We start from the raw sequence: 20,330 nt of genomic DNA, 5'->3' as shown, positions 1-20,330 counted from the left end.
AGTCTAACCTACTGCTTACCTGACCATGCCTGCACTAATTGGGTTAATTGCTGTTTTACATCATTACTAGCAATTGCCTGGTTTAAGGTTTCAGTTAAAACTTTAATCTCATCCTGATTGCTATTTTGTGCAATCACTTCACCTAACTGCTGCCCAAATATGGTAATTGTTTGATTAAGATTATTAGCGTTTAGTGTTTTATTGAGTTCGCTTAACTGAGAATGTGCGCTACTTTTCTCAATGACACTAATTAGCTCTGCAACACTGCTCTTATCTGGCGCTTGGTAAAATAAGCTTTGAAGTGTTTCATTAAGTACATTAAAGCCCTTACGATTATCTAAATTGGCCAAACTTTCGCCAACCGAGCCAATTGATGCATTGTAATCATAACTTAAATTACCTTTACTGAGCTTACTTGCAATGCCCTCTAACGCCTCATGCAAATATCCCATTTGCTCAACCGCCATCATTGCCGGGCTACCAGCACCATCAAGTTTATTTAACCTAACAAAGTCACCTTTAATTTGCTCATAACGCGCTTGTTCTTGCACTGTAGCGGTACCACGCAGTTCACCTAGTTTAAGCAAATTTTCTTCAGATCCTTTACTGAGTGTTTGCGCTTCACCTCGGTAGTGGTCGCAAATTAAACTCTCGAGCTCTTCGTCATTCATAGCTGCAACCACTTTTTCAGCCATTTTATTCATATTACGGTAGCTACCCTGCAGCTTAAACGGCGGCTCTGTACGGTAGTTGTTGTCTTGAGCAGCTGAAGCAATATATTGCGCGTTGACTTTTAATACGGTGTCTCTGATAGTTATTAGCTTATTAATAACCGCTTTGATCTCGTTGGCCTCAGCTTGTGAGTAGCCATATTCAAGCTCGTTTAATGGTATATCCTCGCCTTGGCAAATACGCACGAATTTGTATAAGTCGTCCATATTTCTGTTTGCCAGCGGTGCAAGCACTGAGTTAGACGTTAGCGCGTTTTCTATAAAGCTCATTGCAAACTCTTGCTCGCACCCTGCCAACGTATCACCTAAGTTATAAATATCGGCCCTGTTAGCAAGCATATCTGGTATTTTAAAGCTCTCACCCGATTCGGTATAGGGGTTACCCGCCATAACCACAGCAAACTTCTTCCCGCGTAAATCATACGTTTTACTTTTGCCATTCCACACGCCATCAATTCGGCGCGAGCCATCACATAGTGAAATAAACTTTTGTAAAAACTCAGGGTTTGTATGCTGAATATCATCTAAATAAAGCATTACGTTATTGCCCATTTCAAAGCTTTGATTGATTTTAGCAATCTCTTTTTCGGCAGTTGCGTTAATGGCTTGAGATGGATCTAGCGATACTTGGTCGTGCCCTATTGATGGGCAATTCACTTTTACAAATGTTAAGCCTAAGCGGTTAGCCACATATTCAACTAACGTGGTTTTACCATACCCTGGCGGCGATATAAGTAATAGCATACCCATCAAATCGGTACGTTTATTTTTACCGGCTGAGCCAATTTGTTTTGCTAAGTTATCGCCAATAATTGGAAAGTACACTTTATTAATAAGTTGGTTTCGCACAAATGAGCTCAGAGGTCGGGCTTTAAATTCATCTAATTGTAAGCGCTCTTTTTGCTCAGCTAAAATTTCACTACGTAGAGAATGGTATTGCTCAAAAGCAGGCACTTGCCCAGTAATATACTCACGCGTACGTGCATAAAACGACGCGTAATCAACTTGAAGTGTTTGCTCACTTATTTGCTTATGCTGCCCCATTAATCCACTAACAGTGTTATCAGTATTTACATCTAAAACATTGTATTTGAAAGAAGTAGTGGCTGTTAAATGAAGGTAATTCGCTGCTTCAGCTTGAACTTCAGTGCTAATATTACTGTGTTGTAAACAATAGGCATTTAGCCAACTAAAATAAAGTAGCCCGCGTTCATCTGCGCTATTAAGTGTGGTGTTAGCCTGGGTTAGCTCTTTACTAAACCCCTTACTATTTGCATCACTATTAAACTGCTCGGCGAGATTTTTAGCTTGCTGAGATACTATAAACAGGGGTTCATCTGCACTTTTTTGCTGCGCCAATTGCTTAATTAAATATGCTCCGCTGAGCTCACTTGATAAATCACTAAAGTGCACAAGCATACGAGGTATCGTATTTAAAAACTCGCTGATATATTCACTCAGTTGAGATGTTAAAGCGCTAATAAAGTTAATTGCGCCAAAGTGCGTTTCCATCAACAATGCATTTTTTGCTTGGTGATAAAAAGTAGCCAACTGCTCTGCTGACAATTGCGCGCTGTAAAGCTGTGCAACTACCCTACAACTCACTGGGTAAATGAGTAAATCAAGGGTGCTTTTTTGATTAAGTAAAGACTCTATTATTGCGCTAGCGTCATGATCGTGTATGCCCTTTTCGTAACCTTCTTGGTAACGGGGCTCTGCAAATTGTTGAACTACATTTAAAAGCGTACTGTTGTCTTTAGCTTGCTGCAGTTGTGTAAATGTAAGTGCATGCTCACTATTTTCGCACGCTAATAAAATTTGCGCCGCTAAATATTCACCTCGATAAATAGTGCTGTTTTCAGACACGAGCGCTTGCTGCCACAAGTGACGGCTTTGCGCTAATGTTTCAATACTTTTTGCATCGGTAATTGGCTCAAAATAATCGGTCCCTGTTAAATGCAGCATTAGCTGCTCATCGCGAGGCAGTAACGTTAAATCAAGTAATTGCTTATTAACACTAAATGCGTGTTTACCTATACTTACCGTATTACCGCCATCGGTAAATATATCTTGTTTATCACGTAATGAGCGAATGCCCTGATCTTTGCTTGCTTTTAGTTTTGACTGAATATCATCGGCACGTATTTCGTCGCCAATATCTTTTAACTCTTGCGTAAGTGCTCGTAACTTACTGATCATCGGATCAGCTGCAAAGTAGGTGTTTAACGCATCTAACTCAGTGAAGCTTTGCGAACGTCGATTAACGCCCTGTAAAATACGCTCTGCAGCATTTGCTAAATTAAGCGCACGTCGCTGACGCGCATCAATTAGGCTTTGCTTATGCGCTTCAAAACTTTCGTAAACGTCGTCTCGCTTTGCTATTATTTCGCTGAGATATTCATCAAAATCGCTAAACTGCGACTCGAGCTCTTCTAGCTGTATTAGCAAACGTGATAATTGATCGTCACACGCCTCAGGGGTTTTTGCATTATTTAATGCATTAGTAATACTTTGTGAAAATAGTTTAAAACGAGCGGCAAACTCAGCTTTAGCCTCAACACTGCCTAAGCTTTTTTGACGTATTTCTATGCCTGCTTTTGCCCTATTAACTAACGCATATACACCGCTAATATCTTCTAAAATTTGAGTGCGAATACGGCTATCGTCTATGTCTAAATCAAGCATTGTGTGGTTAAGTAAATCAAGTTCCACACTTTGTTTATCAAGCTCGGCAACATAGGTTTTAAGTTCGGTTACGCTTTCACTTTTCCTGCTCAGCTCTTCGAGCTCTTTTAACTTTTTATGATACGGCTCGAGTGCTGTTGATTGCTGCAAAAAAGCTGCAGTAGCCTGGCTTACACCGCTCAAATGCTCATCTACATCAGCTTGTAACTGGTTAAGTGCATCGGTGTCTATGTACTTAATATCTTCAAGGCTGATTATTTGCCCTTTTAGTACTTTTAACGCGTCTATTGCCGTAACAAATTCAGACACTGCTTTAAAGCTATCGGAGCGAACCTCTCGTGTTACTTCTGTGTACTGTTTAGTTATATCTGCAAGTGCTTGCTTAGCTTTGTTCTGTATTTCAGTTACTTTTTCAAATTCATCAAGTACTTGTTCAGCTGTCTCAAAAATACTGTGTAAGCTTTGCGCTATTTCTGCAAACTCACTTTCGTTGAGCCAATGGTAGCGATCAAAAATATTACGGCTCAGCGATATCATGTCTTCGTAGTGAAACAAACTTGGGCTTTGCTCGTTAATCGCTTTGCATACACTGTATAAATCTGAAATACCACGTACTAAATCGGGGTTACCAATTTTTCCAAAAAAACTCGTTAAAGCAGGTGCATTGGCGGCAAACTCAGCTGATACGAATGGGCTTTGCCATATTTGGATTGGGTGTACGCGCTCAGCTTGTTCGTTATCGGCTTTGAAGGTTAACGCGATGCCATCGTTGTAAATACCATAACCGTGACAGTAAATTGGGTTTTGTAGGTTTTTATCAATAATATTGTAAGCAAACAAAGCATAGCGTCCTTCGCTTGGCTCATAAAATACATACAATACATCTTCGCCATTGGGCGATTTAACTTGTCGATGAAATTCTAAATCATCAATTTGCTCTTCAAATGAGCGAGCCTGTCCCGACTGCAAATAGTAACCACCGGGGAAAATGATACCGTGGTCCTCTGGCAGCGTGACACATGCGCTACCAATGGCATCTTGACGCATAACCTGCAAAGTGCGGCTGTTAAAAATAAAATAGCGCCACTGTTTTTCACGGTATGGCAAAATTTTAAGTAAAATCAAGTCACCCACTTGCGCGTATTCAACCTCGCTATCAGCAAGTGATTGGTTTTTATCTTCAACGGGTTCTTGATGAATACCTTCACCGGTTTCGGTGCTGTTTTCTATTTTTATGGTGAGCGTGCCACCAATGGTTTCAACAAATACGGTATCAGCAATATTTATATGACCGTGACGCCCTTCAACATGATCACTGCGGTCTGTTTCTTGCCATTCAAAATCATAATCGTGTGCGTGCTTTATATCGCGTTCACCGCGATTATCAATATAATGAATGGTATTATCTGGGTGTATTTCCCATCTAAACACTCGTACATCAGAGAGCTTTTCACCAATCTGAAACAGCGCAAATAACTTACCGTTTTGCTGATATAGGTGCTGCAGCTTAGTTTGTTTGTAATAAGTATATAACTCTTCAAAATCTCTAATAAAACGAGTATCGGTTAAAAATAAAGTTTTTTCTGGATAGGGTTCAATCTCAAAATGGTCCTCTTGCTGAACCAATTTGTGCACACTAAATACATCATCAATTGAGGTTTCTTTTTTCAGACCCAAAAACACGTTGTAAGCAAAAATAACCTTGTCGCCCACAATAACAATATCGCGTGGCGTACAGTTTTGCTCAGTTCGCGCACGCACGCGCCCTTTAACCTGAAGCTCTGTACTACCAAACTCGTTAATACGCGAGGCATTAACTTTATCTGTTTGCGTTTTAAGTGTTGCGCCAAAGTTATTTAAACGACGCTTAATTAAATCGTACGATCCCTGTTCTAAAGCATGTTGTGTTGAGTCCGTCATTAAACCTTTCCTGCAGTATTACTTTTGTATGAGTGATCAAAAAAGCCGTAAATAAATTACGGCTATAGATTGAGAGGGAGTTAGTCTTGCGGATCGAGTTTTATTTTCTCGTCAAGGCCGCTGCCCATATTGCCCCCTAGCATACTCAGTAACTGGCTTTTTTCTGCAGCTGTGGTGTTACTCAATTGCTTTAGTAATTTACTCATATTAAGGTTTTTCATGGTTTCAGCTGAGCCGTTAGCACCTGCCAAGACCCCTTTTAAATCCTCAATTAAATTACGATCCCCATTTAAGTGATCTTTAAATACAGTTTGTACTGTTTTGCTCTCATCCACTAAACCATCTATCGATTTACCTAAGCTAATAGCACTCATAAACTGGTTAAAGAACTGACCATCGCCGCCCATAATATTAATATCGGCATCGCCAAGTGCTTTGCTCATCACTTGAGCTTGATGCTCTGCTATATCTTTACCTGCTTCAATTTTAGCCAGCACTAATTCTTTTTGCTGGTTTAGTTGCAGTGTAAAGCTTTCATAGTCACGGGCATCTTGATCCATCGCATTAAGCGCCTGTAGTTTTTCTTCAAGGCCTTTGGCCTCTGCAAGCATTTTACGCTCAAGGTTAATGGCTTCAACTTCACCTTGTTTTTCATTTGCATCAGCCATGGCGGTTTGTACTTGCGCTTGAGATAGCCCTATTTCACGGTTACCTTGTGCTTCGGCTTCTAATTTTTGACGCAACACTTTAGCATCCACTTCACCTTGCATTGCATTCGCTTGTGCTTTAGCAGTAATAACATCAGCTTCAGCTAAGCCCTGTGCAGCGGTTTCTACTTGGTGTGCCTGGGCAAGTATCTTTTTAGACTCAGCTTGCTGGTTAGCAATACGTAGCTCTGCATTAGCCATTGTTTCAAGTTCACGAGCTTTAAATTCAGCGGCTTGCTCTTGCGCTTTAGCGGCTTCAATATCTTTAACTAGTGCTTCTTCTGCTTCTGCTTTTGCACGAATAATAATGGCGTCTTTTTCACGTTCTGCACCCGCTAAAACCTGCACATCTTTAATACGTTCCTGCTCTTCAGCTACCGACTTTTCTACTATTACGCGCTCGCGCACTACATCAGCAATTTCTTTACGTTCTACTTCAAGTGCTTTTTCTTTGTTAATACGTAAAATTTCAGTCTCTCTTTCTCGTTCAATCACTTCTATTTCACGAGAGCGTAAAACTTTTTCTTCTTCAATACCCAGTACTCGCAGTCGGTTTTGCTCTGCAATATCAAGCTCTCGTTGCTTGTTTTGCTCGCTAATTCCAATTAATTCTTCAGATTGAATTCGAGCCTGCTCTGATTTTAAGCGCTCTTCGTGGCGTACTTTTTCAGCTTCTGCGTGTTCACGCGCTTTAACGGTTTCAATTTCACGAACCTGACGCGACATTGCATCTTGTTTTTGGCGTTCTATTTCGAGTGACTTCTCAGTGGCTTCTTGGTTTTGAATTTCTACTTTTGCGCGCTCATCACATTTTAATTGATTGGTTAATACATTTTGCGCTGCTGTCATTTCGGTAATACGGCGAATACCTTCTGCATCAAGGATATTTTGTGAATCAAGCTTTTCAATTGACGTTTGTTCTAGGTAATCAATGGCAACATCTTCAAGTGTGTAGCCAGACAAGTCTTGCCCTATCACCTCTTTAATATTGTCTCTAAATTCGTTTCGGTGAGTGAATAACTCAACAAAATCCATTCGCTTACCAACCGTTTTAAGTGCCTCTGAAAATTTAGCTTCAAATAATTCTTGCAGCGTTTCATGCTCTGATGCACGTGCACAACCTACTTGCTTTGCTACACGTAAAATATCGTCTTTGTTTTCATTAACACGAATATAAAACGTAATGGCGATATCGGCACGTATATTGTCTCTACAAATCAAGCCGCCTTTATCTTTACGTTCAAGTACCATGCGCTTTGTTGAAATATCCATCACTTCCATTTTATGAATAACAGGGTACACAATGCCACCTGTAGTAGTGACGTCTGGCTCACTTTTCATTTTATTTATAATGAGAGCTTGGCCTTGTTCCACTTTGCGATAGAACTTGCCAACAATTAACAAAATAGCAAAAATGACCGCTATCGCTATACCTACAAACGTTAATATAGGCAGTAAGTTATCTAAAAATTCCATGTTATGTCCTAACGTAATTATCAATTTATTATGTGTTATTTACAGCAAAAAAGACGTTGTGTTACCAAGGTTTGGCAGTAACAATATAACAATGCTGCTCTTTTATATGCTCAAGCAATACAACCGTATCACCTGAGCTGAAAGGGTGTTCGTCATGCGATCTTATTTCAATGAGTTGCTCAGTGCCTTGGAAATTAACTCTGCCTTGACCAAACGTTTGCGTCACCTTGCCGGTGACCACTACACACTCAAGACCTAACAAGTCGCTACTGCGAGAAGTTTCTACACTTGAGAAAAAACGTTGTAATGGTTTTGAAATAATAACTGCAATAGGTAAAGCAATAATCGCGCTTACTACCAGCATCACTAAGCCAAAAACATAAAATAAAACACCATCACAAAGTAGGTAAGCAAAAAACTTATGTGCATAAATACTAATTAGCCAACTAAGCATAACCACTAAACTAATTGATACCGTAATAGGAATACTGCCAAAACCAAAGTTTGACGCTGAATGAGCGCTATTTGAGTTAGATGAACTGGGCTCTATGTCTAAATCAGATTCAAACATATCAATGTCAGCAAACCCTAATAAAGTGATCACCCAAAAAAGGATTACAACCAAAAGCAGGGCCGTGAAAATAATGGTAGGAAACGTAAGTGCTAAATTCAAAAAGTCCATATTACTGCTATCCATCTGTATTAATACATTTATACAGTATAATTTTTACCATTTTGAAGAGAGTTTGTTAAGTTTTTTATAATAATTAGCCTGTGGTTTATAAAGATTTGTAAATAGCTGACCATCTATTTTAATTATCTTATTATAAGCCTATTATTTACTGACCTTTTTTCAACGGTTAACCTAGCTCACTTACTTCTAGATTGAAGTGTTTTATCTGGATGTATGACTTTATTAATGATAGCCATTATTTCGCTGCAAGTTATACCGATAATAATGACTAAGATGAATACAAAAAAGCCGCCTTGCTGAAGTCACTTCTGTGATACAAGGCGGCTTTTATATTAAAAAATCTATAGCTTACATATTACCTAGCTCTATCATCATCGCGGTATACATGCGTAAATTAAGCTCCAATTGCTCAAGCGTAATAAATTCATGCTCTGAGTGGCCTGTATAACGTTTACCCGGCATTGAAGGGCCAAACGATACTGCATTATCAAATAGTTTTGCGTTAGTGCCTCCGCCAATTGATACAAAATCGGCTTGTTCGTCACCTGTAAAATGCTTAAATATATCAAGTAGCTTTTGCGCATGCGGCGCATTATCTAACAGCATAGGGTTGCCTATCACTGTACCTATACTCTCGAGTGTAACGTTATTGTTAGCCTGCCACTGATTAACGGCCGTCTCTATTTGCTGCCTTAAAACATCTTCATTTTTACCAACAGGGCGACGAGCATTAATGGCTAACGTTAGTTTATTCCCACTGCGCTCAATGACGGTTGGAGAAACGGTCATTGGGCCCATAAAATCATGTTTATAGGCAATATCACCAAATTGCTTACCGTGAAGATCTAATCCAATAAGTTGGTTTACAAACTTAATGAGTTGACCATCGCTGTTGTTTTCAAGCGCTATTCCATTAAATAGCTCAGCTAAATGTGCAATTGCATTCACGCCAGATTCGGGCTCAGAAGAATGGGCAGACATACCCTTTACACTAATGATCATGGCGTTATTTTGTTCAGTAAAGTTAAATTCAACTTGATTTAGTTGCTTGGCTTTTGTTTTTAATTGGTTAACTAGTGCGTCGTTTGCATTATGCAGTACTAAGCTTGCGTCTTCTGGTATTTGGCTTTTAAATGCACCACCAGCAAGGTCGCTTACATACACAGCTTTTTGATCAGATATGGCATTAAATGTAGGAGAAATTAAACTCCACCCTTTTTCAGCAACCACTACTGGGTATGATGCATCAATAGTTACTGCATACTTTGGTTGCTCGTATGTTTTCATGAATTCAGTCAATGGGCCCCAATCCGACTCTTCAGCTAAGTAAATCATCAGCTCAATGCGATTATCAAGCTCTATACCTTTATCTTTAATCGCTTTCATTGCATAAAGCGCAGTGGCTATTGCCCCTTTATCGTCTTCGGTACCGCGGCCAACTAACTTGCCTGGCTCTGAGGTATCAATAATAAATGGGCTTTGCTTCCATTTACTCGCGTTTGCAGGTTGTACGTCGCCATGAGTCACTACGGTGACTTTTTCACTTTGCTCACCCATACCTATCAACACGGTATGTCCTAAATCTTGGTAATCAAAACCAAGCTCTGCAGCTTTTATTTTTAACAGCGATTTGAAGGCTATAAAGTCAGGGTTTAGTGGTGTGGGTATTGAGTCTGTATTTACCGTAGGAAAAGCCACTAAGTTAGTTAGCGTATGAACTTGGGCATTTTGGTAGGTATTTACTGCGTAATCGGCAATCTTATCTATCTCTTTATTTAACTGTGCTTGGGTGTTAAACATGCATAAAGCAAAGCTGGCTAAAACTAACTTTTTCAAAACAATATCCATTTAATGAGTCACTACGAGTTTTAATTATAACGTGTGACATACATTACAAATAGCGCTTTGCGGTAATTTAACACACTATTGAGGACAATATTTATATGGCAGCTTTAAGTTGGATAGCGGTATAATAGATGGCTTAAAATAACTAGGGTAGATTTGTGTGAATCGTCGTAAAAAAATAGTCACTAAATTTCAAAAGAAAGACAAACGCGCTAATGCTAAATTACATAAAAGTAATAAGCCTGCGTATGTGTCAAAAGCTGATCGAGAAAAGCTTGAGCAGCAAATTTCAATAACTCAAAGCGATGATAACCAAGAGCAGGAATAACTGACTCTTGGGTATAGATATAAAATCACATTAAAATGCGACACTCATCCCAATATTAAACGAGCGCCCCTGCCCTGCGAGCTGTTCAAAACCAGTACTTTCCCCTTTTTTAAGCTGCGCAATGCTCACTCCACCAAGCGGTAGCTGATAGTATTCATCGAATAAATTACTCACATGTGCACTTAACGTTAAGTCGCCCCATGACGCTTTTGAGCCTAAATTGACAATATTATAGCTGTCGGTTTGGTTTTCTAATCGAGTGGTATCTACGCGTGTTTTAGTATCATTCCATTGCCACGATAAGGTATTTTCAAAGCGGCCCAGTTGTTGGCTTATTTCAAGCTTAGTGTGCAATGGTTTTATTTGATAAAGCGGCTGATTTGTATCATTTCGCTTTGCGCGCGTATTGGTAATATTGGCATTTAATTGCCAATTACCGAGTGCTTTAGATTCATGTATATTCGCGGTTAAATCTAATTTAACGCCATACAATACCGCATCTGTATTTGTAAATTTAAGTATATTGCGTGTCGTATTTTCTAAGCCAAATCGATTAAACGACCTGACGATGTCTGCATCAATGTAGTCGGTTGTATCGGTATACCAAATGTTAGCACTGACCCGCCAGTCGTCGTTTTGAGCCGATTTAATATAAGTAGAGCTTACTGTATACGCAGTTTCCACCGCTAAATTTGGATTACCTATATATCCATTGCCATCGCCGTACCAACCAATCATGGTAGTTGCCATATTGCTTACCCCCCAACTGTATCGCTCATACAAATTAGGCGCTCTATTTTTACGAGCAAGACCCAGTTGTAACTCGTCATTGGGGGTAAGTTGGTAATTAAGTAAAACACTTATATCAACCACCGTATCTGATTTATTGTGCTCAATAGCATTAAAAGCAGCAGCGGCATTTGCGTTATTCGGCTGCATTGGCATGGCGTTCATATTCATCATTGCCATGCCATCATTGTAAGGCTGAACATCGTCAGCACGTGTTTTTACATTTTCAACACGTATACCTGAATTTAACCATAACTTAGTATTTATTTGGCTCTCATACTCTGCAAATGCTGCAATACGCTTACGCTGACCATTATTTATATTAATGTAATCGTTAGGCCCCATCATGGCGGAACCTTCAACAGCAGACCACCAATCATCAATTCGGTAATCATAAAATGCCTGTCCAAGTAATAGACTACTATTACTATTTAAGTTTAAACGCCATTTTAATTGTGAGCTTATATCTCGCGCATCAGTGCTCATTGGCATCATGCCGATTTTTTCTGGGCTAAAAAAACCCATATCGTGTTTTACATCATGCCAGTTAAGCTGCGCCTCCAACTCACTGCTTTTAAATACATGTTTGTACTGTGCAATAGCGCCAAAACTTGTGTTATCAGTCATATCCATATACTGATTGGCGAAGCCCTGATAAGGTATTTTTTGGTGGGTTAACTTAACAACAAGCTGTTGATTTTCATCTCGTATCGCTGCAGAAAGCGCATGGTTTTGAACGCGATATAAAGTATCAAATACTAGATTTCCATTTCCGTCTTCGTAACTTTTAGCATCACTAAATGCACCTTGGTAATTAAAGCTCAAGTTTTCACTTGTTATACGCGCCCCAACGCCCACTTTTCGTGCATTATTTACGCTGTTGTATTGAGCCGATACATAACCCGAATGCCACCCTAGGTCACTACTGTCGCTGTACTGTGGTGAAATAGAATTAACGCTTATTACACCAGCAATATTATCGCCACCGGCACTAACCGCAGATATACCCGCAATAACATGATAAGCGGTAATTTGATTAGCAGAAACATACGAAAGCGGTGGGTTCATATGATTAGCGCAAGCAGCGGTTACATCTGCGCCATCTACTAATACTTTTACTCTATCCCCCATCAAGCCATTTAAAATAGGTAAGTTTGACACCCCACCCGCAGCAGAAAAGTCTACCCCTAAGTTGGTTAATAATGACTCTGCTGAGCCAAGTGCAAGATGTTTATTTTGCGAATGTCCCTGAATTTCAATAATTTCTAAGGAGGTGTCGTCTGCAAAAACTACAGGAGAAAATATACTGCTTATAAATAAAGCCAAGGGAGTTAATAAATGTGTGCTTGGAGTCGTGCTTAAATCTGCCATTTTATAATTATGCCACTGTAATAGTTGAACTAATTATAATTCGTGTAGCCATATTAAAAGCGCGACAAATTGTCGCACTTTACTCATTTTATTTTAAATACGACGGCGTTATTCATCATCAAAAATATCTTCTATTTTTAATTCAAATAACCGCGCTGCTTTAAACGCCAGAGGTAAGCTGGGATCAAACTTGCCTTTTTCTATTGCGTTAATAGTTTGGCGTGATACATCTAATAATTCTGCTAGTTTGGCTTGTGTTAAATTTCGTTCAGCCCTGAGTACTTTTAAGCGGTTTTTCATTCGTCGCCCTCATCACAGCTGTAGCATTTGTTAAGTATGTAGGCACTAATTAAATAAACCGCGCCCATTAAAAACATTATGTCTGGTATGTCAGCTCGCACGTCGATAATGCCACTTAGCTGCAGATTACTATATGCAAGCCCGCCAACCACAACCGCCCCAAGCGTAAAGCCCATTGCGCTTAAATGTATTTTTTGTTGTAACTCATCAAGCCCTTGTAAATTGCGCTTATTGGCTATAATCATCGCAATACCTACCACAACATTTACGACAATAAAAAAGCCACTCACCACGTTATTATGCTCCCAAATTAAAACAGGTCCAAACGAACACAGCGCCAACGACAGTAACCAGATAAGCGTCCATTTAGCTAAATTAGTGGTGTTTATTTTTTGGCGCTGTTTTAACGTTAATTGTGTTTGCATTTTTTAACCCTCTTTAAAAGTAAAGTTCACTTTACTATATTTGTACAAAAACAGCCCCGAGTCAAATAAACTTTACATAAAGATTGGTTTTAATGACATTACAATGTGTTACAAATCTCTAGTGAAATGTTTCCAGCAGTACTTCTAAAAAGATAAAAATAACAATAGAATAACGTTATTAAATATTAAGTAACAAGTAGCTATGGTATTTAATAAATACTCTAAAAATTAAGGATATAAAATGTTAATTACAAGGCTTATAGTTTTATGCTTATTGTTATTAAGCTTTAACTCATATAGTAAAAATACGTTAGAAGATTTTTTTGATAAAAGCGGATACGTTCAGGTTAAAATCTCACCTAGTGGTAAATATTATTCAATCACTTACAGAGAAGATACTGAAGTAAAGCTGGTTATTCTTGAAAGGGAATCAGGGAAAACAACAGCCGCATTTGCATTTGGCGAAAATCAAAAAATACGTAATGTTACTTGGTTAAATGACGAAAGATTTATGATGTCAGTAGCTAAAACAGTCGGCTTTTTAGATACCAAAGGTGGGCGCCCATATTATGTTGTTGCAAATTACGATGGCTCTAAAAGACGTGAAATTTTATTTTCAAACACGTCAGTTTTAGAAGTCATTAGCACCCTTCCAAATGATAAAGAAAACATTCTAGTCGCCAAAGGTCACTTTAATGATGACTTTGCCGTTAATGTTCATAAATTAAATATTTATAACGGAAAAATGGATTATGTAGGCGGCCAACCCAAAGACGACGTATTTGGTATAACTACCGATATTTCGGGTAACCCTAGATTGGCATTTCATTATGAAGAAGATGAAGATCAAGAGCTTGGCAAAGGCGATTTAAGTGTTTATTTTAAGAAAAAAGTGAACAGCGATTGGCAGTCTTTAAACCTTGCTAAATTGAAATTTGAAAAAGGAGATGCGCTAGGTTTTTTAGGTATGAACCTAGAGGGTAACGAGGCCTTCTTAATGAGTGACTCGGGCAGAAAAACTACTGCTATTTACAGCCTTAACTTTGAAAATGAAAAACTGACTCTTTTAGCGGCAAATGACAATGTTGATATTTCAACGCCAATATTTGGCCCTAACAGAGATGTTATAGGGGCTACGTTTGACCCTGATTACCCTCAATATCAATACTTTGATGCAAAGGGTGAAAATGCAATATTTAAAGAGCTAAGTGACACATTTAAAAATTACCGATTACAATTTACAAGCCACTCTAAAGAAAAAGGTCTTTCTGTGTTTTCTGTAGAAGCAGACAACTCGCCAACTACTTTTTACTTGTACGATACTAAAAATAAAAAAGCGACTTTTATTGCCTCAAGCGCTCCTCAGATAGATAAAAAAAGTCTTTCTATGACGGAACCTTTTAGAATAAAAGCAAGAGATGGCGTTGACCTAAACGGCTACTTAACCATACCTAAAGGAGCTGCTGATAAAAACTTACCTGCAATTGTATACTTGCATGGCGGCCCACATGGACCTAGAGATTTTTGGCAATACAACCCTGAAACTCAGTACATGGCTTCATTAGGTTACGCTGTGCTTCAAGTAAACTTTAGAGGCTCTGGTGGCTATGGCAGCGAATTTCAGAAGAGTGGTTATAAAAAATGGGGACGTGAAATGCAAGATGACGTTACCGATGCCACTCACTGGGCTATTAATGAGGGAATAATAGATAAAGACAGAATATGTATCTATGGTGGTAGCTACGGCGGTTACACTACGTTAATGGGCGTTATTAGAGAGCCAGATCTTTATAAGTGTGCAATTGGTTATGTGGGTGTATATTCAATTCCAGAAATGAAAGAAAGCGGCGATATACCCACCAGAGAGTCAGGTCGAAAGTATTTAGACATGGTTCATGGGACCGACATGCAAGATATGCAAGCTCGCTCTCCTTCATTTAATGTTGATAAAATTAAGGCTAAACTGTTTATTGCCCATGGCGAGGACGATGTAAGGGTTCCTATGGAACAATATGAAGCATTAACATCAGCGCTTGATAAAATAGGCTATCCATATGAGTCAATGGTGAGAGATGAGGGGCATGGATTTCATCAACCTAAAAACATCACTGATTTCTACACTAAAATGGCTGAATTTTTTGCAGATAGTCTAAAATAATACGCTAATAAAATTGTGCCAGCATAAATGCTGGCACTCATTTCCCCTCCCTACTAAGAAATTTTTTATATGACCTCCACTGTTTTTATTATTCCTCCACCATTTTTTATTACATTCAAAAGTAATACCCTTTGACATTAAATAATATAAATCGTATTTATTTAACACTACCTAATGACTTAACCTCTCGCTTCACTTAAACTAATTACTTCTCGTTTTTCTATATTCATCTCATAAAATTTTTGCATTTATAACCCATTGCATTTTTGGCTTTGGCGTTACTTTTTTATATTTAAACATCTAATTCAAAGGGGGTTTATGAAACCTGATGTTACATCTATACCCAATCAGCTAAATAAAACGGCTATTTTAATTGTGCTGGCGTTAGGCACCTTTATTTTAGGTTTATCTGAATTTTCGATGATGCCAATGTTGCCCCTTATAAGCGAAACATTTGGCACAACGCCTTCTCAAAGTGGTTATGCTATAAGCGCGTATGCTATAGGCGTAGTGGTTGGCGCGCCAGTGTTAATGCTAACAACGGCTAATATGCGAAAACGAAAAGCACTACTGATTTTTTTAAGTTTAATGTGTATTTCTAATGGGCTTAGCGCATTGGCAACGTCGTTAGAGCAGTTAATCATATTTAGGTTTTTGAGTGGACTGCCCCATGGTGCCTATTTTGGTGCTGCCATTTTGCTTGCATCAGATATTGCGCCGCAAGGTAAACGAGCCAGTTTTATGTCAAAAGTATTTATGGGACTAACCATTGCCACTATTGTTGGTGTGCCCATTGTTACGCTGGTAGGCCAAAATTTAAGTTGGCGTTACTGTTTAGCAGGTGCTGCAGTGATAGCTTTTATCGCATTTATTTTAGTTTATCAAGTCGTGCCAAACATAGATAACGCTAAGCCCTCTAACTTATTAAATGAATTTGGCGTGCTAAAAAACAAACTTGTTTGGTCAATTTTAGGGATTGTTATTATTGGTTTTGGTGGTGTATTTTGCATATACACTTATATTGCCGACACAATTTTAGATGTAACAAAAACAGCGCCTTATACTATTTCGGTGGCAATGGTGATGTTTGGCATTGGCTGTACACTGGGTAACTACGTATTAGGGAAAGCCGCTGACAAGTCGGCAATAAAAACCACAGGCTTTGCGCTTGTGTGTACCATTATTTTTGCATTTGCCTATGTTACGGCAAGTTATAATATTTGGGTGCTTTATGTGGTTATTTTTTTCATAGGGTGCAGTGTCGGTTTAGCTACGTTAATTCAAAGCCTTTTAATGGATGTAGCACCTGAGGGGCATGCAATGATAGGCGCATTAGTTCAATGTGCATTTAACACAGCAAATGCAATTGGCCCGTGGGTAGGTGGAATCGCGATTGCCAACGGGGCTGCGCCAAATCAAACAGGCTATGTCGCTGCAGTATTATTTTTAGGTGGCTTAGGAATGTGGTTACTTAGCTATTTACAACTGAATAAGTCGCCAGCTATCAAAACGGTTAACTAATCACTATACCAAAAGAGCGGCTTGTAAGCCGCCCTTTTACATTTACACAAAAAAAAGTTTACGAATCTAATGATGCCATATCAATGACAAAACGATAACGTACGTCTGATTTTTCCATACGTTCGTAAGCGGTGTTAATTTCGTCAATATTGATCATTTCACACTCAGGCAATACACTGTTCTCGCCACAAAAGTCGAGCATTTTCTGTGTTTCTGCTATGCCACCAATGAGTGAACCTGCAACCTGACGTCGCCCCATTAATAAAGGCACCGTATTTAGCTCGTCAACGGGCCCAACTTGGCCAACAATAATTAATGCGCCATCTATGTCTAATAGCGGTGTATAAATTGATAGGTCGTGTTTCACAGGCACTGTATCGATGATCACATCAAAAGCCGACTGTGACTCTTTCATTTCGTCATCATTTGTTGAAACTAAGTAATGCTGGGCACCAAGTTCAACTGCATCCTCTTTTTTAGATTCGCTTCGACCAATAACAGTAACATCGGCACCCATTGCTACGGCATTTTTAACCGCCATATGCCCTAAGCCACCAAGCCCTACAACTGCAACACGGCTACCTTTTTTAACGCCCCACTTATGGAGAGGAGAATACGTAGTAATACCTGCACACAATAGCGGTGCTACGCGTGAAAGGTCCAAACTCTTTGGTATTGAAAGCACGAACTCTTCTCGTACAACCACACTTTTAGAATAACCGCCTTGGGTCATTTCACCGGTTTCTCTGTCTTTACCTGCATAAGTGCCAACCATGCCCTCTCGGCAAAATTGCTCTTCATTATTGTCACACTGATCGCAACTTTTACATGAGTCAACCATGCAGCCTACGCCAACAGTATCACCTTGTTTATATTTTTTTACGTCGTTGCCGACCGAAATAACTTTACCAACAATTTCATGGCCAGGGACCAGTGGATATTTTACACCCCCCCAATCATTTCTTACCGCGTGTAAATCTGAATGGCACACACCGCAGTATAAAATTTCAATTTCTACATCGTTATTTCGTAAATCACGGCGTTCAAACGCAAACTCTGTAAGCTCAGAACCTTGGCTTTGTGCTGCATATCCTACTGTTTTCATAATAACTCCATAGTTGTTTAAAAATTTAAAACGCATTGAGTATGCACTCTATGGAGTGAATACAAACTGAAAAACAGCCACAAAAAAGCCCAAATAGTATTTGGGCTCAATAACATAGCAATGTTTAAAAAATGCTACTTAGTAAGTTCTGCGTTTATTTCATCAATTAAGGTATTAATACGTTCCGCATTCTTTCCTAAATCGCTGCGACCAACGCGTGATTTACTTCTTATATCAACAAAACGTTCACTGCCTTCATCGACAATACGAACGACAACATCGTCTTTAAAGCCAAACCAGGTTGTGGTGTCTGTTGCTTCTATTAAACCAAGTGATTTATTAGCGCTTACTAACTCCCAGCCTAAATTTTTAACTGCTTGCTCGGTTGCTGCCAATAAATCATTTTGCGTTTGTGCAAAGTTAAGTGTTGTTAGTTCTGGGTACGCTTTTCGTTGTTGTACCGCGGTTTCTTCCCCTGCATATTCAACTGGGTTTGGTGCATCAGCACGAAGCGGTGCAATAGCAACAAATTTAGGCGGATTAACTAAATCGGTTGAAATATCATGGATTGGCGGAACACTTTTCGCTTTGTTCATCATGTTAAGCGGCATAGCAATAGCAACCACAGAAAATATAACGGCAATAATAGCACTACCGAATGAAGCGGTTTTACGCATAAATATTAGCTGCACGAGTAACAATACAAGCGCTGCACCACCTACATATACGCCGTATCTGAAGCCGGTAAAGGCAAGGCCTAAATCAACAACGCCAGACTTGTATAAAGGGCCAGGTAATACAACGAGTAAAAAGGCGATTAAACTCACCAAGCTGACTAAAACTTTCATTTGTGTGCTCCATTTTGTGTAATTGTTATTTTGTAAACAGCACTTATACTGCTTGTGCTTGATTTTGGTTTACCATTAGCAACTAATTACACAAAAAAGTCCAATGTTGTGCGATCAAAGTTGGTCAGATTAGGAAAAATATCACTCAATTCAGAGGGTGCAACACCAAACCATTGCGCTAACGAAGCAAAGTATTGCTCGTTAGATACGCTTGGAATAAGTCGGCCACCGCCAACGTCTTGCGGTCCATCTAAATGCTGAGTTAAAAAATCACCATAAATATCCCCTCCTTTAACAGCCCCTCCCATTACTAGTTGATTACCCGCCCAACCATGATCGGTGCCATCTCCATTTGAAGTCAACGTTCTGCCAAAATCAGACATTGTAAACGTCGTTACTTTGTCTGCCATATTTAGCTCTTGCATCGCATTATTGAACTCATTCAAGCTTTGCGCTAATGAGTTTAGTAATAATGGATGCATATCTAATTGGTTATCGTGAGTGTCAAACCCGCCCATTGAAACAAAAAACACTTGGCGCTGTGTTGCTAACGTAGACTGCACACTAATGGCTTTTGCCACTGCAGCCAATTGCTGAGAAACACTTGAATCGCTAAATGTTGTTACTAGCTCAGGGGCAGTTTCTAACGCGTTGTTCATGGTTTGAGTGTTGTTAATGGCCGAATTGAAACTTTTTGCATAGGCGTCACTAAGTGGATGCTTAGTATTGCCCATTATGCGGTTCATAATATTAGTTACATGGTCTGTGCGTGGTTTATAACCGCCAAATGCATTTATACGGCTAATCCCACTTTTATTTAATGCAAACGCTTTTGTTTGGCTGCCGGTTTGCCACAGGTTGGTTCCATCTAACGACACATTGGCAGCAAACTGCTCTTGCTGATTTAAACGCTCCAACAAACGTGCACCCCAGCCGCTATTGAGCGACTGTTTTTCACGGCCATACATCCAAGACGCTTGCTGATCATTATGAGAAAATAAGTGTTTAGGCAACGCCACTGCATTATTTTTGTAATCGTTGAAAGTTGTTGGCGCAAGTAAGGTACCTACCCCACCAACAAAAGCTAAATTAGATTCATTAAACACATTTTGAATAGGCGACAGTGATGGATGCAAACCCACACCACCAGCAAACTGGGTGGCAGTATTTAATGTAATTGGCGATGCAACAGCTAAATTTTGTCGGCTTTGCTCATACAAGCTGCGCTGCTCACCCTCAAGGGGCACCAACATGTTAAGTGAGTCATTACCGCCATATAAAAAAATGCATACCAGTGCTTTGTAGTCGCCTAGTTCTACCGCATTAACAGAGCCGGTAAGCGCTTGTAATTGCAAACTAGTCAGTGCGGCTGCCGATACACCGCCTTTTAAACATAACGATAAAAATTGCCTTCTATTAATGCTCAT

The 20,330-nt window shown here is 39.4% G+C and carries 13 protein-coding genes; 3 read left to right on the top strand and 10 right to left on the bottom strand.

The window, feature by feature from the left end:
* Nucleotides 1-8 precede the first annotated feature (8 nt).
* The 4 genes from ATS76_RS11255 to ATS76_RS11240 form a co-directional block, all read right to left on the bottom strand.
* On the bottom strand, nt 9-5,336 hold the full coding sequence (locus tag ATS76_RS11255; protein ID WP_058552217.1) for a DNA repair ATPase: 5,328 nt from the start codon (nt 5,334-5,336) through the stop codon (nt 9-11).
* 80 nt (nt 5,337-5,416) lie between these two features.
* A complete protein-coding gene (locus tag ATS76_RS11250; protein WP_058552216.1) occupies nt 5,417-7,519 on the bottom strand; it encodes an SPFH domain-containing protein in 2,103 nt (700 codons plus the stop codon).
* A gap of 61 nt (nt 7,520-7,580) precedes the next feature.
* Nucleotides 7,581-8,216, bottom strand: coding sequence for an OB-fold-containig protein (locus ATS76_RS11245; protein WP_235590930.1), 636 nt, complete (start codon nt 8,214-8,216; stop codon nt 7,581-7,583).
* Nucleotides 8,217-8,561: 345 nt separating this feature from the next.
* Nucleotides 8,562-10,049, bottom strand: a complete 1,488-nt coding sequence (locus ATS76_RS11240; protein ID WP_058552389.1) for a dipeptidase — start codon at nt 10,047-10,049, stop codon at nt 8,562-8,564.
* A 169-nt stretch (nt 10,050-10,218) separates the two neighbouring features.
* On the opposite strand from ATS76_RS11240, the gene ATS76_RS19065 reads away from it, so the two are divergent.
* Nucleotides 10,219-10,386, top strand: a complete 168-nt coding sequence (locus ATS76_RS19065; RefSeq protein ID WP_082664343.1) for a DUF2986 domain-containing protein — start codon at nt 10,219-10,221, stop codon at nt 10,384-10,386.
* 30 nt (nt 10,387-10,416) lie between these two features.
* Here the strand turns inward: ATS76_RS19065 and ATS76_RS11235 are convergent, their stop codons facing one another.
* From ATS76_RS11235 to ATS76_RS11225, 3 genes are all read right to left on the bottom strand, one after another.
* Complete coding sequence (locus tag ATS76_RS11235) at nt 10,417-12,546, bottom strand: TonB-dependent receptor (RefSeq protein WP_058552214.1); 2,130 nt, start codon at nt 12,544-12,546, stop codon at nt 10,417-10,419.
* Between the two features lie 108 nt (nt 12,547-12,654).
* Complete coding sequence (locus ATS76_RS11230) at nt 12,655-12,846, bottom strand: helix-turn-helix transcriptional regulator (RefSeq protein ID WP_008132333.1); 192 nt, start codon at nt 12,844-12,846, stop codon at nt 12,655-12,657.
* Entirely contained in the window at nt 12,843-13,271 is a 429-nt protein-coding gene (locus tag ATS76_RS11225; RefSeq protein WP_058552213.1) for a hypothetical protein, read from the bottom strand. Before ATS76_RS11225 ends, ATS76_RS11230 begins: the two co-directional genes overlap by 4 nt.
* Nucleotides 13,272-13,512: 241 nt before the next feature.
* On the opposite strand from ATS76_RS11225, the gene ATS76_RS11220 reads away from it, so the two are divergent.
* A complete protein-coding gene (locus ATS76_RS11220; RefSeq protein ID WP_058552212.1) occupies nt 13,513-15,429 on the top strand; it encodes an alpha/beta hydrolase family protein in 1,917 nt (638 codons plus the stop codon).
* A gap of 318 nt (nt 15,430-15,747) precedes the next feature.
* Nucleotides 15,748-16,950, top strand: a complete 1,203-nt coding sequence (locus ATS76_RS11215; protein ID WP_058552211.1) for an MFS transporter — start codon at nt 15,748-15,750, stop codon at nt 16,948-16,950.
* 58 nt (nt 16,951-17,008) lie between these two features.
* On the opposite strand, the gene ATS76_RS11210 is transcribed toward ATS76_RS11215, so the two are convergent.
* From ATS76_RS11210 to ATS76_RS11200, 3 genes are all read right to left on the bottom strand, one after another.
* Nucleotides 17,009-18,055: an NAD(P)-dependent alcohol dehydrogenase gene (locus ATS76_RS11210; protein WP_058552388.1), complete on the bottom strand. Its 1,047-nt coding sequence runs from the start codon at nt 18,053-18,055 to the stop codon at nt 17,009-17,011.
* Between the two features lie 134 nt (nt 18,056-18,189).
* Nucleotides 18,190-18,903, bottom strand: coding sequence for a DUF1499 domain-containing protein (locus ATS76_RS11205; protein ID WP_058552210.1), 714 nt, complete (start codon nt 18,901-18,903; stop codon nt 18,190-18,192).
* An 86-nt stretch (nt 18,904-18,989) separates the two neighbouring features.
* Nucleotides 18,990-20,330 (bottom strand): DUF1501 domain-containing protein, encoded by a 1,341-nt coding sequence (locus ATS76_RS11200; RefSeq protein ID WP_058552209.1) that lies wholly within the window; start codon nt 20,328-20,330, stop codon nt 18,990-18,992.

Source organism: Pseudoalteromonas sp. 10-33 (genome assembly GCF_001469195.1).
Lineage (GTDB): Bacteria > Pseudomonadota > Gammaproteobacteria > Enterobacterales > Alteromonadaceae > Pseudoalteromonas.
This window is presented reverse-complemented; position numbering and strand designations above follow the sequence as displayed.

What these genes read in the sequence shown, in the direction of transcription:
- ATS76_RS11255 (WP_058552217.1), bottom strand. Translation starts at nt 5,336, where the DNA reads ATGACGGACTCAACACAACATGCTTTAGAACAGGGATCGTACGATTTA.
- ATS76_RS11235 (WP_058552214.1), bottom strand. Translation starts at nt 12,546, where the DNA reads ATGGCAGATTTAAGCACGACTCCAAGCACACATTTATTAACTCCCTTG.
- ATS76_RS11250 (WP_058552216.1), bottom strand. Translation starts at nt 7,519, where the DNA reads ATGGAATTTTTAGATAACTTACTGCCTATATTAACGTTTGTAGGTATA.
- ATS76_RS11215 (WP_058552211.1), top strand. Translation starts at nt 15,748, where the DNA reads ATGAAACCTGATGTTACATCTATACCCAATCAGCTAAATAAAACGGCT.
- ATS76_RS11245 (WP_235590930.1), bottom strand. Translation starts at nt 8,216, where the DNA reads ATGGATAGCAGTAATATGGACTTTTTGAATTTAGCACTTACGTTTCCT.
- ATS76_RS11220 (WP_058552212.1), top strand. Translation starts at nt 13,513, where the DNA reads ATGTTAATTACAAGGCTTATAGTTTTATGCTTATTGTTATTAAGCTTT.
- ATS76_RS11200 (WP_058552209.1), bottom strand. Translation starts at nt 20,330, where the DNA reads ATGAGCATTAATAGAAGGCAATTTTTATCGTTATGTTTAAAAGGCGGT.
- ATS76_RS11225 (WP_058552213.1), bottom strand. Translation starts at nt 13,271, where the DNA reads ATGCAAACACAATTAACGTTAAAACAGCGCCAAAAAATAAACACCACT.
- ATS76_RS11210 (WP_058552388.1), bottom strand. Translation starts at nt 18,055, where the DNA reads ATGAAAACAGTAGGATATGCAGCACAAAGCCAAGGTTCTGAGCTTACA.
- ATS76_RS11230 (WP_008132333.1), bottom strand. Translation starts at nt 12,846, where the DNA reads ATGAAAAACCGCTTAAAAGTACTCAGGGCTGAACGAAATTTAACACAA.
- ATS76_RS11205 (WP_058552210.1), bottom strand. Translation starts at nt 18,903, where the DNA reads ATGAAAGTTTTAGTCAGCTTGGTGAGTTTAATCGCCTTTTTACTCGTT.